Origin of the sequence: Pantoea sp. 18059 (assembly GCF_902706165.1) — a bacterium.
Lineage (GTDB): Bacteria > Pseudomonadota > Gammaproteobacteria > Enterobacterales > Enterobacteriaceae > Pantoea > Pantoea agglomerans.
Map to the genome: position 1 here is coordinate 106,365 of NZ_CACSJS010000007.1, position 14,100 is coordinate 120,464.

General features: G+C 55.4%; 13 protein-coding genes. 9 read left to right on the forward strand and 4 right to left on the reverse strand.

Going from position 1 to position 14,100, the window contains the following annotated elements; translation table 11 throughout:
* Positions 1-91: 91 nt before the first annotated feature.
* A complete protein-coding gene (locus GVJ63_RS17545; RefSeq protein ID WP_033771112.1) occupies positions 92-682 on the reverse strand; it encodes a hypothetical protein in 591 nt (196 codons plus the stop codon).
* A 364-nt stretch (positions 683-1,046) separates the two neighbouring features.
* Between GVJ63_RS17545 and GVJ63_RS17550 the strand changes: the two genes are divergently transcribed.
* The 4 genes from GVJ63_RS17550 (at position 1,047) to GVJ63_RS17565 (ending at position 5,355) form a co-directional block, all read left to right on the forward strand.
* Positions 1,047-2,333 (forward strand): HAAAP family serine/threonine permease, encoded by a 1,287-nt coding sequence (locus GVJ63_RS17550; protein WP_010671264.1) that lies wholly within the window; start codon positions 1,047-1,049, stop codon positions 2,331-2,333.
* Positions 2,334-2,574: 241 nt separating this feature from the next.
* Positions 2,575-3,672 (forward strand): ABC transporter substrate-binding protein, encoded by a 1,098-nt coding sequence (locus GVJ63_RS17555; RefSeq protein ID WP_159227172.1) that lies wholly within the window; start codon positions 2,575-2,577, stop codon positions 3,670-3,672.
* A gap of 279 nt (positions 3,673-3,951) precedes the next feature.
* A complete protein-coding gene (locus GVJ63_RS17560; protein ID WP_010671265.1) occupies positions 3,952-4,416 on the forward strand; it encodes an RcnB family protein in 465 nt (154 codons plus the stop codon).
* Between the two features lie 102 nt (positions 4,417-4,518).
* Complete coding sequence (locus GVJ63_RS17565; RefSeq protein ID WP_159227173.1) at positions 4,519-5,355, forward strand: Cof-type HAD-IIB family hydrolase; 837 nt, start codon at positions 4,519-4,521, stop codon at positions 5,353-5,355.
* Between the two features lie 165 nt (positions 5,356-5,520).
* Here the strand turns inward: GVJ63_RS17565 and GVJ63_RS17570 are convergent, their stop codons facing one another.
* On the reverse strand, positions 5,521-6,669 hold the full coding sequence (locus GVJ63_RS17570) for an iron-containing alcohol dehydrogenase (protein WP_033766691.1): 1,149 nt from the start codon (positions 6,667-6,669) through the stop codon (positions 5,521-5,523).
* Between the two features lie 291 nt (positions 6,670-6,960).
* Between GVJ63_RS17570 and gntT the strand changes: the two genes are divergently transcribed.
* Positions 6,961-8,277: a gluconate transporter gene (gene gntT / locus GVJ63_RS17575; protein ID WP_010258995.1), complete on the forward strand. Its 1,317-nt coding sequence runs from the start codon at positions 6,961-6,963 to the stop codon at positions 8,275-8,277.
* Positions 8,278-8,475: 198 nt separating this feature from the next.
* On the opposite strand, the gene GVJ63_RS17580 is transcribed toward gntT, so the two are convergent.
* A complete protein-coding gene (locus tag GVJ63_RS17580; protein ID WP_010258994.1) occupies positions 8,476-8,721 on the reverse strand; it encodes a hypothetical protein in 246 nt (81 codons plus the stop codon).
* 1,297 nt (positions 8,722-10,018) lie between these two features.
* Here GVJ63_RS17580 and cspE point away from each other — a divergent pair.
* Positions 10,019-10,228: a transcription antiterminator/RNA stability regulator CspE gene (cspE, locus tag GVJ63_RS17585; RefSeq protein WP_006118399.1), complete on the forward strand. Its 210-nt coding sequence runs from the start codon at positions 10,019-10,021 to the stop codon at positions 10,226-10,228.
* Between the two features lie 226 nt (positions 10,229-10,454).
* Positions 10,455-10,886 carry a GNAT family N-acetyltransferase gene (locus GVJ63_RS17590; RefSeq protein ID WP_010258992.1) on the forward strand — a complete coding sequence of 144 codons (432 nt, stop codon included), beginning with the start codon at positions 10,455-10,457 and terminating at the stop codon, positions 10,884-10,886.
* Here the strand turns inward: GVJ63_RS17590 and GVJ63_RS17595 are convergent.
* Positions 10,864-12,219 carry a PLP-dependent aminotransferase family protein gene (locus GVJ63_RS17595; RefSeq protein ID WP_159227174.1) on the reverse strand — a complete coding sequence of 452 codons (1,356 nt, stop codon included), beginning with the start codon at positions 12,217-12,219 and terminating at the stop codon, positions 10,864-10,866. The two genes, GVJ63_RS17590 and GVJ63_RS17595, sit on opposite strands and share 23 nt — an antisense overlap.
* Positions 12,220-12,339: 120 nt before the next feature.
* Here GVJ63_RS17595 and GVJ63_RS17600 point away from each other — a divergent pair, with 120 nt between their 5' ends.
* Positions 12,340-13,308 (forward strand): ABC transporter substrate-binding protein, encoded by a 969-nt coding sequence (locus GVJ63_RS17600; protein WP_159227175.1) that lies wholly within the window; start codon positions 12,340-12,342, stop codon positions 13,306-13,308.
* Complete coding sequence (locus GVJ63_RS17605; RefSeq protein WP_159227200.1) at positions 13,308-14,096, forward strand: deaminated glutathione amidase; 789 nt, start codon at positions 13,308-13,310, stop codon at positions 14,094-14,096. The genes GVJ63_RS17600 and GVJ63_RS17605 overlap by 1 nt, the downstream gene beginning before the upstream one ends.
* Positions 14,097-14,100 lie beyond the last annotated feature (4 nt).

Genomic DNA, 14,100 nt, shown 5'->3' on the forward strand with positions numbered 1-14,100 from the left:
GGAAAGACTCAGGAAACCTGAAATCGAAACCTGCCTGAAGTGTAGTAATCCTTTAAGGAGTAAGCAGAGCGGTGCAGCCGGCTGGTCAGTTTCAGCCGGGCTGACAGGGCGGCTGCACCTGCGTTGTGGCGACCGTCACGGCTCGGGTGTCGGGTTGCCAGAGAGCGAGGTCGGCAAACGCACGACGATAAACCGTGTCGATTTGTGCCGGAACCTGTTCGATGTAGTGCCAAGCATGCTCACGCGTTTCACCGGTGAGTTGCTGCAGATAGTGCCGCGCGTCGTCCAGCGTCGGGATCTGGCCTTCGACACCCGCCATGCGGGCAGGCAGACCGGTCCAGATCAGACCTTCTATGCCTTTGGTCTTAGCCCACTCTGCCAGTGGTCCCGCTGAGGTCGCTGTCACCGTCATCATCCCGATGCCATCGATGCGGCTGTCCGGAATGGCTTCACGGAGGCGCAATGCGCGGCAGGCGCTCTCAAGTGAGGCGGTATTCAGCCAGGCCCAGTACACCGGCACCGGGCTGGCGTTAAGGCAGATCGCGGTCGACAGCTCGCCGCCGTCAGCGATGCGCACAAACTCAATCGGTAGCTCAGGACCATCATGATGCCACTGACTGGCCACCGGCAGTGCGCCAGCTTTCCAGATTAACGATCCCCATCCGAGGCAGGCAATTTTCATTCTCTTCTCCTGTGCACCTGTCGGCGTGATCGCGACAGAATCTGTTTAAGCGTAGTCCGTTGCGCTGAACCGTTACAGGGATCACCTTTTTAGGGGCGGTAAAACCGCCACAAAGATGGCATGATCGCCGCGCAGTCACTTTGCACAACCTGACGGTTTTTTCAGCAATCCATGCGTGTTTATCTGCACGGCTTGAACTTATATCGTCAGGTAGTGTAAAAAGTGGCGCACGCAATCGATTACCTATGCACGGGCGGGTCAGCATCACGTTGACTGATCCGGTTGCAGCTGAGGCGCAGAGTGGGGCGGACATTTGCCTGCCTGACGGCTCAGGTTACTGGCGGCTTTTAAAACGGAAGATCTGATGAAAACCACGCAAACTGGCACGCTGGGCGCGCTTGAGAGTGACGTCGATACGGGATGGCGTAAAACCGACACCATGTGGATGCTGGGTTTATACGGCACGGCAATTGGGGCGGGTGTACTGTTCCTGCCTATCAATGCTGGCGTCGGCGGGCTGATCCCGCTGATCATCATGGCGATACTGGCGTTTCCGCTGACCTTTTTTGCGCACCGCGCCCTGACCCGATTCGTTCTCTCCGGTAAAAATCCGGCCGGGGATATCACCGAGGTGGTCGAGGAGCATTTTGGTGTTGGTGCGGGCAAGCTGATTACGCTGCTCTATTTCTTCGCTATCTACCCGATTCTGCTGATGTACAGCGTAGCGATCACCAACACGGTTGAGAGCCTGATGGTGAATCAGCTCGGCCTGGTGCCGCCACCGCGTGTGCTGCTGTCGCTGCTGCTGATTGTCGGACTGATGACCATTGTGCGTTTCGGCGAGAAGATGATTGTCAAAGCGATGAGCGTGCTGGTTTATCCCTTTGTGGCGGTGCTGATGCTGATGGCCTGCTATCTGATCCCGCACTGGCACGGCGCTGTGCTTTCGACCCTGAACGTTCAGCCCGCGGGCAGCAGCCTGTGGATGACGCTGTGGCTGGCGATTCCGGTGATGGTCTTCTCGTTTAATCACTCGCCGATCATCTCTTCATTCGCGCTGGCAAAGCGGGAAGAGTATGGCGATGCCGCAGAGAAAAAGTGTTCGCGCATTCTGGCCTGCTCGCACCTGATGATGGTGGTGACGGTGATGTTCTTTGTCTTCAGCTGCGTGCTGAGCCTGTCGCCTGAAGATTTACACGCCGCCAAGGCGCAGAACATCACCATTCTTTCCTATCTGGCGAACCATTTTAAGGTGCCGATGATCGCCTGGCTGGGACCGCTGATTGCCATTGTGGCGATCACGAAATCGTTTCTCGGTCACTATCTTGGTGCGCGCGAAGGATTTAACGGCATGGTTAATAAGGCGCTGCGCAGTCGCGGCAAAACCATCGCGCCCGCCAGACTGAATCGCCTGACCGGACTCTTTATGCTGCTGACGACCTGGCTGGTGGCAACGCTGGACCCCAATATTCTCGGCATGATTGAGACGCTTGGCGGGCCGGTCATTGCGATGATTCTGTTCCTGATGCCGATGTACGCTATCCAGAAGGTACCCGCGATGCGGAAGTACAGCGGTCACATCAGCAATCTGTTTGTCGTGCTGATCGGACTTATTGCCATCTCCGCAATCTTCTATTCGCTGGTGAAGTAACACTTAGCGCAACAGGCGCATCTCAATCCCCCTGGGATGCGCCTGCCATTCTGCCCGCCCTTCGCCATTCTCTCTATGCACCTCCACGTATTCAGCGATATCGCTCCCTGATTTAAGCCCGCTGCCGCGTTGTTAATGCCGCCTCTCAGACGCATCTGGTTAGCAATAGTTACATTTGGTACTTATCAGCATGGTAGAGTTAACGCGAATAATTATTATTCCCTAAAAGGACAGGAGAAAAATGAAAATCGGGATAGTTGCTGCCACCACACTTTTACTGTCAACCGCCTGTGCGGCTACCACCTATCCGGTCACGGTGACCGATATGGATGGTCAGAAAATTACGCTGCAAAAAGAGCCGCAGCATGTGATTTTACAGGATGGGCGTGACGTGATGGCGCTGGCATTACTGGATCGCCAGAACCCGTTTCAGCGTGTCGTTGCCTGGAACAACCTGCCGAAAAAGCAGGATACCCAGACCTGGGACCTGCTGAAGCAGCGCTGGCCGCAGGCGGCATCGATTGTTGACATGGGTTTTAACGATCAGGGGCAGGTCAATCTGGAGAGCGTGCTGGCGAAGCAGCCCGATCTGATGATTGCGCAGCTGCGCGCCAAACCGGCCCTGACGCAGTCAGGCGTGCTTGCTACCCTGAAAAATCTCCATATCCCGGTGCTGTTCCTTGATGTTGAACTTCATCCGAAAGAGAACACCCTGAAGAGCGTGAAAGTGCTGGGCACCGTTCTGAATCGCGAAGCCGAGGCGAAAGCTTACGCCGATTTTTACCAGCAGCGCTGGCAGATGCTTCAGCAGAAGATTGCGCAGGTGCCGCACAAGCCAACCGTGTTTATTGAACCGATTGCCGGTAACAGCGACAACTGCTGCTTTACACACGGTCATAACGGCTGGGGCGCGCTGGTGGAAGCGGTCGGTGGCAAGAATATCGGTTCTGCACTGCTGCCCGGCAGCTCAGGATTTGTGTCGCTGGAGAAGATTATCGCCATGAAGCCGGACGTCTATATCATGACCGGCTCTAAACGCCCGAACAGTAACGTGCTGCCGTTTGGTTACGGTGCCAGTCAGACCGACGTGACCGCCACCTTTAACCGCCTGCAGAGCCGCACCGGTCTGGAGCAGATCGAACCGGTGAAACAGAAACGGGTGTATGGCGTTTATCACCATTTTTATAATCACCCTTACAACATTATCGGCATGGAAATTCTGGCAAAAGATCTCTATCCGGGAGTGTTCCGCGATCTGGACCCGACGGCTGATTACCACCACATCGTGACGCACTTTACCGGGTTACCGGATGCGCCAGTGATCCTCAGCACGCCATAACCGCAAAAATGTCAGGGTGCGTTTCAGCATCCTGACTTTTCACTGGCCATCATCCCGTCAACCAGAGCGTGATTTTCAGACAGCGCAGGTTGCCCGGTTAACCTCTGGATTGCGTCAGCAACGTTGTCATCGCATGTCCTGTGTTAAGAAAGCGCTAAGCAAGCGTAATAGTGTGTAAGTTACCGGATTTTAAGACTTTTACAGATGTCTCCCGCCACAATTATTGCCATGATGCCGATCAACGGTGCCTGAACAGCCGTTATTTTCGGAGGCAGTATCATGAAAAAAACAACATTAACGCTTATCGCTTCACTTTTGACATGCAGCACACTCTTTTCTCAGGCCTCACGGGCAGACGATCGTGATGACGCGCACCGCAAGCCTGTGCCGCATCAGAACGGTGACCATCGTGCTGACAATCGCGGTTCTGACCAGAATCAGGAGCGTGGCAACAACCGTCATGACAGCGTCAATCATCGCCCGGATCAGGACAACAACGGTCGGGGCAGAGAGGCACGTAATGATCGCGACCATTTCGCCTGGCAGGGACACGACTTCCGTCGCGGGCATCCTGTCCCGCAGGCGTACCGCGGCGACCATTATCGCGTAGCCGACTGGCATGAACGCGGTCTGCGTGAACCACCGCGCGGTTATCACTGGGCAAACATCGACGGCAACTATGTGTTGATTGCTGCTGCAACCGGGGTAATTACTGCGCTGGTGCTGAACAGCGCCCTGAACTGATCCCCATGGGATGGCTGCGGCCATCCCTCTTTCTTTCCGTTTTGCTGCGCCAGCGGCTATCCTGACACTCCACGCTGAAAATTCCCTGTGTAAGGAGTCATGATGACGACGGTTAAGATGGTTGCGGTAGATATGGATGGCACCTTTCTGGACGATAACAAGCAGTACAATCGATCCCGCTTTCTCGACTGCTATCAGCAACTCACCGCCCGTGACATCAAATTTGTGGTGGCCAGCGGCAATCAGTATTACCAGCTCAAATCCTTCTTCCCGGAGATCGCCAGCGATATCGCCTTTGTAGCCGAAAACGGCGCATGGATTATCGATCGTGATGAGGAACTGTTTTGCGGTGCCTTTGAACGCCGCGATGTTGACGCGGTGATCGATACCCTGCAAAACGGCGACTATCCGGGTCTGCGTTACCTGCTGTGTGGCCGGGAGAGCGCCTGGTACTTCGACGGCATGGAAGAGAACTGGCTGAAGAAGATGCGCCATTACTGTCACCGGCTGAAGCCGATTCATCATCTGGATGAGGTGCAGCATGACCGGCTGTTTAAGTTCGCGCTGAATCTCTCTGATGACTATATCGAGCCACTGATGGCGGATATTGAACGTCTGCATCAGGGGCGAGTGGCAGCGACCTCAAGCGGTCACTGCTCGGTGGATTTGATCGTGCCGGGGAATCATAAAGCGCACGGTCTGGATCTGCTGGCACAACGCTGGGGGATCGCGCACGACCAGGTGCTGGCCTTTGGTGATGGCGGTAACGATCTGGAGATGCTCAGACAGTCTGGCTTCAGTTTTGCCATGGACAACGCGCCACAGCGGGTGAAACAGGCGGCGCGCTACGCCGCGCCTTCTAACAACGAGCAGGGCGTGCTGCAGGTGATTGAGCAGATGCTGGCAGGTGAGGGGCCTTTTAGCGCCACGCAGGCTTAGCCGTCTGGCGCTGCGATTAAGCCAGGGCGGTTAGCGCCGTGATTCAGCCAGCCGCCTGGCTCAGAGAGCGGGTGCAACAGGATAGCGCTGAGGAGCAGCAAAGCCGGGCGAGGCTGGCAGGCCCGGTTGTGCCTGGTCAGCGAATGCGGGCAACGCGGCTCCTGATCACGCCGTGATTTCCCAGGCCTGCGCGATCATCATCTGCATCTGTTCGCGGCTGTAATTCACCAGCGAATTTTTGCTGTTGGCTCGCGCCAGAATCCACTCCACCTCGGCGCGGCTCAGTGAAGGGCCATCCTGCCAGAATGGGGTGATCGCCTGCTGCTGCAGCCACTGTTTCAGAAACTGCGCCGGTGAGTCCGTAGTTTCGCTGAACAGCTGCGGGTGCAGTTCCGCCATCAGCTTACGCTGTAGTGGCTGTTCGCTGTCGGACAACAGATCCAGGAACGGAAACAGCAGACGTCCGCACACTTCACCGTGATGGAACGGCTTTATCGCGCCCAGTTCCCCCGCAATACCGTGGATCACCCCCAGACCCGCACTGCTGAGACTGACACCGCCCAGCCACGACGCCATCATCATCGCTTCCCGTGCCGCGTCGCCAGCAGCATCCTCACGATTAAGGGCAGGCCAGGCCTGAACAAACTGACGCAGGCCGGTCAGCGCCAGCTGTCGGGTAAAGAGGCTGCCTTTGCCGGAGAGATACGCTTCGAACAGGTGGGTAAACGCATCAATACCGCAGGTTGCCAGCACCCGGTCCGGCGCACCTTTCAGCAGATCGGCATCGAGAATCGCCACCTCCGGCACAAAGACCGGGTGGCGCAGTGACGCTTTTATCTGAATGTCACGCTGGTCAGTCACCACCGCATTTTGCGTCACTTCACTGCCGGTACCGGCGGTGGTCGGGATAGCAATCAGCGGCAACGTGATGGGCTGAACCGCGGTGTCACCCACTTTTTCCAGATAGCGGGCGGTTGGCAACGGATGTTGTACCATCGCACTAAACGCTTTCGCCGCATCCAGCACGCTCCCGCCGCCAATCGCGACGACCCGATCCACATGACCGCGCCAGCGCGCAACCCAGCCATCAATCTCGGCGGGTGAGGCTTCATGACTGACAATTTCATAGCCAATAATATGATCGTTGAGTCCGGCTTTAAGCCGGGCATATGCGGGGCCTTGCAGAAAAGATTGTCCACAAAACAGCAGAGTAGGCTGTGACCGGGCAGCCAGCAGCGGCACCAGTTTATCCAGGCTGCCCCGGCCAAAGAGGGTTCGTTGATTACTGTACAGCTCACTCAGGTTCTCACTCACCAGCGCATCCTTTTTACATTTCGCTAAAATCTGAGTGTAACGAAAAGCAAGGCGCCGGGACTGGCAAACTTTCTGATAACGCATTGGCAAAAAGTTGATCACCTTCGCAAAACAGAAATTCACCCCCGGCGGGGTGGTGCTTTCCTGCTGATGTTACCCTTAACATGTTATCGGTAACAGCGTTTGTCGGGATGTGTAAACATCTTACAGCGCACTGTTTTGTAGCCCTCAGGGGATCATGATAATAAACCGACACTGAATGATGTTCAGTGCACAAGGTGGAGAAAAGCTATGCCATTACTCTATGTGGCGATTGGCGTCGCGTTACTGCTGCTGCTGATGATTCGCTTTAAGCTTAATGGATTTATCGCGCTGATCCTGGTGGCGCTGGCGGTCGGTGTGATGCAGGGCATGCCGGTTAATAAAGTGATTACCTCAATCAAAGCGGGCGTGGGCGGCACGCTGGGCAGCCTGGCGCTGATCATGGGCTTTGGTGCCATGCTCGGTAAATTGCTGGCCGACTGCGGCGGTGCGCAGCGTATTGCCACCACCCTGATTGAAAAATTCGGCACTAAGCATATTCAGTGGGCGCTGGTGCTGACCGGTTTTATCGTCGGATTTGCGCTGTTCTATGAAGTCGGCTTTGTACTGATGCTGCCGCTGGTGTTCAGCGTTGCGGCATCGGCACGTGTGCCGCTGCTCTATGTCGGGGTGCCGATGGCGGCTGCCCTGTCAGTGACGCACGGCTTTCTTCCGCCGCATCCTGGCCCGACCGCAATCGCGACGCTGTTTAACGCTGACATGGGTAAAACGCTGCTGTTTGGTACGCTGCTGGGTATTCCTACGGTGATTCTGGCGGGTCCGGTCTACGCCCGCTTCCTGAAAGGCATCGACAAACCGATTCCTGAGGGTCTCTATAACCCGAAAACCTTTACCGAGGCGGAAATGCCTGGGTTTGGCGTCAGCGTCTGGACGGCACTGGTACCTGTGGTGCTGATGGCGCTGCGTGCGGTGGCAGAGATGCTGCTGCCTAAAGGCCATGTGCTGCTGCCCTATGCGGAGTTTTTTGGCGACCCGGTGATGGCGACACTGATTGCGGTGCTGATTGCAATCTTTACCTTTGGACTGAATCGCGGCCGCACGATGGAACAGGTCATGGATACCCTGACCGACTCGATCAAAATCATCGCCATGATGTTGTTGATCATCGGCGGTGGTGGTGCCTTCAAACAGGTGCTGGTGGACAGCGGCGTGGATAAATATATTGCCAGCATGATGCATTCTACTCAGCTGTCGCCAATCTTTATGGCCTGGTCGATTGCCGCGGTGCTGCGTATTGCTCTGGGTTCTGCCACGGTAGCGGCCATTACCGCCGGGGGCATTGTGGCACCGCTGATTGTTACCAGTGGCGCCAGCCCGGAACTGATGGTCATCGCCGTAGGGTCTGGCAGCGTGATCTTCTCGCACGTTAATGACCCGGGCTTCTGGCTGTTCAAAGAGTATTTCAACCTGACGATTGGCGAAACCATCCGCTCCTGGTCGGCGCTGGAAACCATTATTTCGGTCTGTGGTCTGGTGGGTTGCCTGCTGCTCTCCTGGGCGATTTAACTTCTGGCCGCTGGCAAGCCTGCCAGCGGCTCTCTGCTTTCGCGTCTCTCCCGCTGCCTCTTTGAGCTTTGAACATCCCGTCGCGCTTGCTGCCCCTGTTGCCGGTTAAACCGGAAAGGCGGGATGTGCGGGACAGACAGCATAAAAAAGGCCGCAAGGTGCGGCCTGACAGAGAAGATTCAGTCTGAATCTGCCACGTTAATGAGGCGGTTCAAAACCGGCTTTCACCATCTGTTCCCGCAGCGCGTGTGCAATGTCACGGTTGCCACCGGTAACGGGGTAGATAACGTTATTCACCACATCATCAAGGTAGTGCTCGTCAAACTCCTGCAGAGAGAGCTGCGTGCCGCCTTCATCGTTGATGGCGAAAGTCCCTTTGATGTGGTTACCGCTGTTTTTTGCCTTGAGGCTGTAGCGGCCCATGCTGGTATTAATCGTGCTCATAAGATCTCCTCGCGACTCATTTTCAATCTCATCACTCTTGAGGCCTGCCTTGCCGCCTAAATTTTAGCCAGGAGTGTTCTGTAAAACGAAGAAAGAGAGCCGTTAAAAAGTGGTGTTGCGATCGTTATCTCAGAATTTAAATAAAGCTCAGGGTTGATGAACTTATGACCAGTTGAGCCTTAAGTGAAGCGGCAGGGCGCATTTTCCTGTCTATAATGCTTACAGGAAAAGTGTTTAATTGGTGAGGGGAAAGGAAATGAAAATTATTCTGTGGATTATTGCGATCATTTTTATCGTTGGCTTACTGACCCTGACAGGGGTGTTCAAACTGATTTTCTGATATCTGTTAACGCTTCAGCAACAGCGGGCACCTAATCAGGTGCCCGCAATGTTTTCTGGCTGGCCAACAGAGCGTCTGTAATGGGATCCATCGGCGTATTGGGCAGCAGATCCTGTGAGCCCAGAGGTTTCTTACAGTATGCGCAGCAGGCACCATGAAAGTTTCGCTGGCCCTCGCGGTAATCAGTAAAAACGAATCGGGCGCTTCCACATTGACCGCAACGTATCTTCATCACCATCCTGTGTCTCCCCCTCCTTTTACTCAGCATTAACGTATGCCTGTGCCTGACCGGTTAAGCGGACTTTATCTATTGCGCGGCAATATTATTTCGCACTGCGATAAGAAAAGTAGTTTCTTATGCTTTTGATTGTTTGTTGCCAAATGCGCATTCGGCCACTAAAAAGCATTTCATTGATTCAGATCAGTGTTTATTAGTTGTTGGCTAAAATATCCGCGAATAGCCTGCCATGACTGATGATAATGGCACAGCCGACTCATTTTTTTTGGCGAGGGAGCGGGATCTGCGCCAGTGAATTTAAGATTTATCGTACAATAAATAGCCACTGGCAGGACGCAGGCCTGAAAAAGCAGAAAAACGGGTTTAAGGTCATGGGACTTACCGTCCGGATGATAGAAAAAAATTGACCTTTTACCGGCGTAAACGTCATTAAGAACAGGAATATATCTTAATCAGATTTTTCTTTTTAACGTCAGTAACGTAACCGCTTAAAATTAAAAAGGGTTTCGTTTCCAGCAGGTTAGCGACCGATACCTGCTCTGCGCCTGATACGCGTTGAGCGATGTTTCGCAAGTCGAAAAGCAGGAAAGTGTGATGGATGTACAGAATGTCGATATTTATCACTTTTTCATCAAATCATGCTGGACAAATCCCTCAGCAATTGCTGTACTAGACCCCGACACAGTTTAGTGTCCATTTTTCATGTAAAGGTAATATAGATGTCTAAGATCAAAGGTAACGTTAAGTGGTTTAATGAATCTAAAGGATTCGGTTTCATTACTCCTGAAGATGGCAGCAAAGATGTATTCGTACATTTCTCTGCAATCCAGAGCAACGGCTTCAAAACTCTGGCTGAAGGTCAGCGCGTAGAGTTTGAAATCACCGACGGCGCTAAAGGCCCATCTGCTGCTAACGTTATCAGTCTGTAAGTTAACAGTCAGAATTCTAAAAACCCGCCTTATGGCGGGTTTTTTTATGGCTGTAATCTGCGCTTCATCCCCCCTGTCGTACTCTCACTCTCGGCGTGTTGCCGCACAAACTGCGCGGCGGTTCACACTAAATAACCGTAACATATTTATAACAACCCGATATGCAGCTTTTTGGCTTGCGACGCTATATAACTGTGCGACAGAACCCGGTGAGTGAGGAGGCAGGATGAACATACGTCAGGCAGAGTTGAAAGACAGTTTTGCGTTGAGTGCATTACTGAGCGAGTTAGGCTACGGCGGCACTGAAAGCTTCATTGAACAGCGCCTGGCGCAGTTATGCAGCGATCCCAGTGAAGCGCTGTTGGTGGCTGAACATGGCAGTCAGGTGCTGGGGTTTCTCTCCTTACATTTTATTCCTCAGCTGGCGCTGGCCGGTGATTTCGCCCGCATCAGCTATTTCTGCATTGCAGAAGGTGAGCGCAGTAAAGGCGTCGGCCAGCAGCTGATTCAGCATGCCGAAATGCTGGCGGCTCGTCGTGGCTGCGATCGCATGGAAGTCCATTGCCATCAGTCACGTCTCAAGGCGAACCAGTTCTACGCCCGTGAAGGCTATGTTGAATCCCCCTGTTATCTCATCAAAGATCTGCAAGCGAGTTAAATTCCCGTCCGCTGGCGATGACCAGCGCCCCGGCAATCATCTCCCGCTGTTCATCCCTGAGGCTGGCGATACTGACGCGAATAAATTGGGTTGGGCCGAGCCGACAGCGCTCGCCTGGCACGACCGCAATACCGCGGGCAGCCAGCGTGATCATGGCAAACTGCTCTGAAGTCACCGGAATATAGAGGCTTAATCCGTCGCGAAGCGGCAGATCAAGCCCACGCTGTGCCAGCGCCGCGAGCAACGCTTCACGCCGTTGCCGGTAGGTCGCGCGTGCGGTGGCGATCTGCCGTTGCGTTTCCTCATCCTCCAGCAGCCACGCCACCGCATCCTGCAGAATGCGGCTGGTCCAGCTGACGCCAAAATTTCGCCATGACTGAATGCGCCTGACCATCTCCGAGGTGGCAGAGAGCACTGCCAGCCGCAGGTCTGGTCCATAGGCTTTGGAAAACGAACGGACGTGCAGCGTGCGCTCAGGAAAGATTGAACCCAGGCTCCAGCTCGCCTCCGCGGAGAGATCGCCAATACCATCATCCTCAACGATCAGTGTGTTGCTCTGTTGCAGAACCTGCGCCATTGCCTGACGTCGCGCCGGGCTGATGCTGTTCCCGGTGGCCGAGTGGGTGCGGGGCTGATAGATCAACATTACCGGTGCCTGCTCAAGCAGAAGAGAAAGAACCTCTGGCAGCGGGCCTTGATCATCACACGCCAGCGGCAGAATCTCTGCGCCGACGTTATCCAGTATATCGAGCAGGCGGGTCGCGGTCGGATCTTCAATAATCACGCGGTCTCCCGGCGAGACCAGGGTTTGCACCAGCAGATTCATCGCGTCAAAACCGCCATCTGTCGCCAGAAACGCCTCTGCAGCATAGGGCCAGCGCGGCGCGATCGCCTGAAGCAGCGGCGCGGAAATCGCCTCACGGGTGTAGCTGTTGAGCTGTGGTGAGTGCAGGGCCTCCTGCAGCGCACGCTGCAGGTCAGGCAGCAGGGCGGGATCGGGCGCGGCGAGGGTCAGATCGGCGCGGATGTTATCGCCGTAGTTGCCGATCTTCTCAAAGCGAATCGGACGCGGCATCACCGTATTACTACTGACCCAGACACCACTGCGCCCCTTGCCCGCCAGCACTTTCTGCTTTCTGAGTTGCGCCCAGGCAGCAGAAACGGTTGCCGGGCTGACACCCAGCTGCTCCGCTATCTCCCGCACCGCAGGCATCTGCATACCTGTCGCGATCTGTCCGTCACGAATCAGCGCGGAGGCTGCCTGTGCAATGCCTTTCACTGAAGGCGATTTTATCTGGCTGCAAAACCAGTTGAGGTCGACGCTCTCTGTCATAAGAAAATACTTTGTTCAGTAACAAATTAATGATTGTTCAGGTAAGTATTCCGGATCTAGTATCAAATTCAAGCACTATTTTATGCCCCGTCCCGACGGTGCAGCGTAAACGGAGAGATCATGGCAAGGCTACTCATCAGACTGGCGGTACGCGACTGGGACTACTTCACCCCGCTGGCGCTGGGCGATATCAGACCAGAAGGTTTTGAACTGCAGATCGACCGCGTCGGCACACTTGTGAATGATCTGGCGACCAGCCCCGACTATGACGCGGGCGAAGTCTCCTTCAGCCGCTATGCTCAGGGCCGGGCCAGAGGAGACGAAACACTGCTTGGCCTGCCACACTTCCTGATGCGCGGCTTCCGCCAGCGCTGCATTATCACCACCAGCAACAGCCCCATCACCACGCCTGCGCAGCTGAAAGGTAAGAGAATCGGCGTCACCGGCTGGCAGGATTCGGGCAATACCTGGACACGCACGGTGCTGCGTGAAGCAGGCGTCGAAATCGATGATGTGTTCTGGTATGCCGGTCGTCTTACTGCCGATCATCCGATTGTCGATCGGCTGGCGGGATTTGGCCGCCCGGGCCGCATTGAACCCGCGCCTGACGAGCGACCGCTGATAGAGATGCTGCAGGCGGGTGAGCTGGATGCCATCTTCACGCCATTTATGCCGGAGGGCTTTTTCCTGCCGGGTTCGGGATTACGGCAGCTGCAGACCGATTTTTATCAGGCGGAGCGGGACTACTTTAATCGTGTCGGCTATGTGCCGGGCATCCACATTCTGGCGCTGAAACCGGCACTGGCGGCGGCGCATCCGTGGCTGCCTGCGGCGTTAAGTGAGGTCATCGATCGCTCTTACCGGCTGTGGATGCAGAAAAGAGAGAAATATGCCGACACCACGCCGTGGCTGCTGGACGATTTGCGACGCACTGCGCAGGAATTGCCCGCTGACTGGAATCAGAATGGTTTTAGCGTTAACAGAAAGATGATTGCGGACTTTGGTCGCGAGCTCTATGAGCAAGGGCTGACTCACCAGGTACTGACGCCGGAAGCAATGTTTCCGGCCGCTGCGGGAGAAGAGAAATGATGAAAGTAGCACTGGGACAATTTGCGGTGAGCCGCGAATGGCAGGAGAACGCCAGTATCTGTCTGGACTTAATGCAGCGGGCGACAGAAGGTGGCGCCGATCTGCTGGTACTGCCGGAAGGGGTGCTGGCACGTGATATAGCCGACCCCGATTTAGTGCTGAAGGCGGCGCAGCCGCTGGATGGCCCTTTTCTGAGCCAGCTGCTGGCCGCCAGCAAGCAGAATGCACTGACCACCATGATGAGCATTCACGTTCCCACCGGCGAGCAAAAAGCGCTCAACGTGCTGGTAGCGATCCGCAACGGTGATATCATCGCCGCCTATGAAAAGCTGCATCTGTACGATGCCTTTGCGATGCAGGAGTCGCAGCGGGTCAATCCCGGCCACGTCATTCCGCCGCTGATTGAGGTCGCGGGTATGAAAGTCGGATTAATGACCTGCTATGACGTGCGCTTCCCTGAGCTGGCGCGTCGGCTGGTGCTGGATGGTGCAGAGGTGCTGGTGCTGCCTGCCGCCTGGGTTAAAGGTCCGCTGAAAGAGATGCACTGGGAACTGCTTACCCGTGCCCGCGCGCTGGAGAACACCTGCTATATGGTGGCGGTGGGGGAGTGTGGCCCGCGCAATATCGGCAACAGTCTGGTGGTCGATCCGCTGGGCGTAGCGGTGGCGAATGCGGCGGAATCGCCGGCGCTGCTGTTTGCCGATCTCGATCCTGAGCGCGTCGCCTATGCCCGCCGGGTTCTGCCGGTACTGGAAAACCGACGCTTTGCCCGTCCCGAACTCAACTGATCCG

What these genes read in the sequence shown, in the direction of transcription:
- GVJ63_RS17565 (WP_159227173.1), top strand. Translation starts at nt 4,519, where the DNA reads ATGACGACGGTTAAGATGGTTGCGGTAGATATGGATGGCACCTTTCTG.
- gntT (WP_010258995.1), top strand. Translation starts at nt 6,961, where the DNA reads ATGCCATTACTCTATGTGGCGATTGGCGTCGCGTTACTGCTGCTGCTG.
- cspE (WP_006118399.1), top strand. Translation starts at nt 10,019, where the DNA reads ATGTCTAAGATCAAAGGTAACGTTAAGTGGTTTAATGAATCTAAAGGA.
- GVJ63_RS17550 (WP_010671264.1), top strand. Translation starts at nt 1,047, where the DNA reads ATGAAAACCACGCAAACTGGCACGCTGGGCGCGCTTGAGAGTGACGTC.
- GVJ63_RS17590 (WP_010258992.1), top strand. Translation starts at nt 10,455, where the DNA reads ATGAACATACGTCAGGCAGAGTTGAAAGACAGTTTTGCGTTGAGTGCA.
- GVJ63_RS17545 (WP_033771112.1), bottom strand. Translation starts at nt 682, where the DNA reads ATGAAAATTGCCTGCCTCGGATGGGGATCGTTAATCTGGAAAGCTGGC.
- GVJ63_RS17580 (WP_010258994.1), bottom strand. Translation starts at nt 8,721, where the DNA reads ATGAGCACGATTAATACCAGCATGGGCCGCTACAGCCTCAAGGCAAAA.
- GVJ63_RS17555 (WP_159227172.1), top strand. Translation starts at nt 2,575, where the DNA reads ATGAAAATCGGGATAGTTGCTGCCACCACACTTTTACTGTCAACCGCC.
- GVJ63_RS17600 (WP_159227175.1), top strand. Translation starts at nt 12,340, where the DNA reads ATGGCAAGGCTACTCATCAGACTGGCGGTACGCGACTGGGACTACTTC.
- GVJ63_RS17560 (WP_010671265.1), top strand. Translation starts at nt 3,952, where the DNA reads ATGAAAAAAACAACATTAACGCTTATCGCTTCACTTTTGACATGCAGC.
- GVJ63_RS17605 (WP_159227200.1), top strand. Translation starts at nt 13,308, where the DNA reads ATGAAAGTAGCACTGGGACAATTTGCGGTGAGCCGCGAATGGCAGGAG.
- GVJ63_RS17595 (WP_159227174.1), bottom strand. Translation starts at nt 12,219, where the DNA reads ATGACAGAGAGCGTCGACCTCAACTGGTTTTGCAGCCAGATAAAATCG.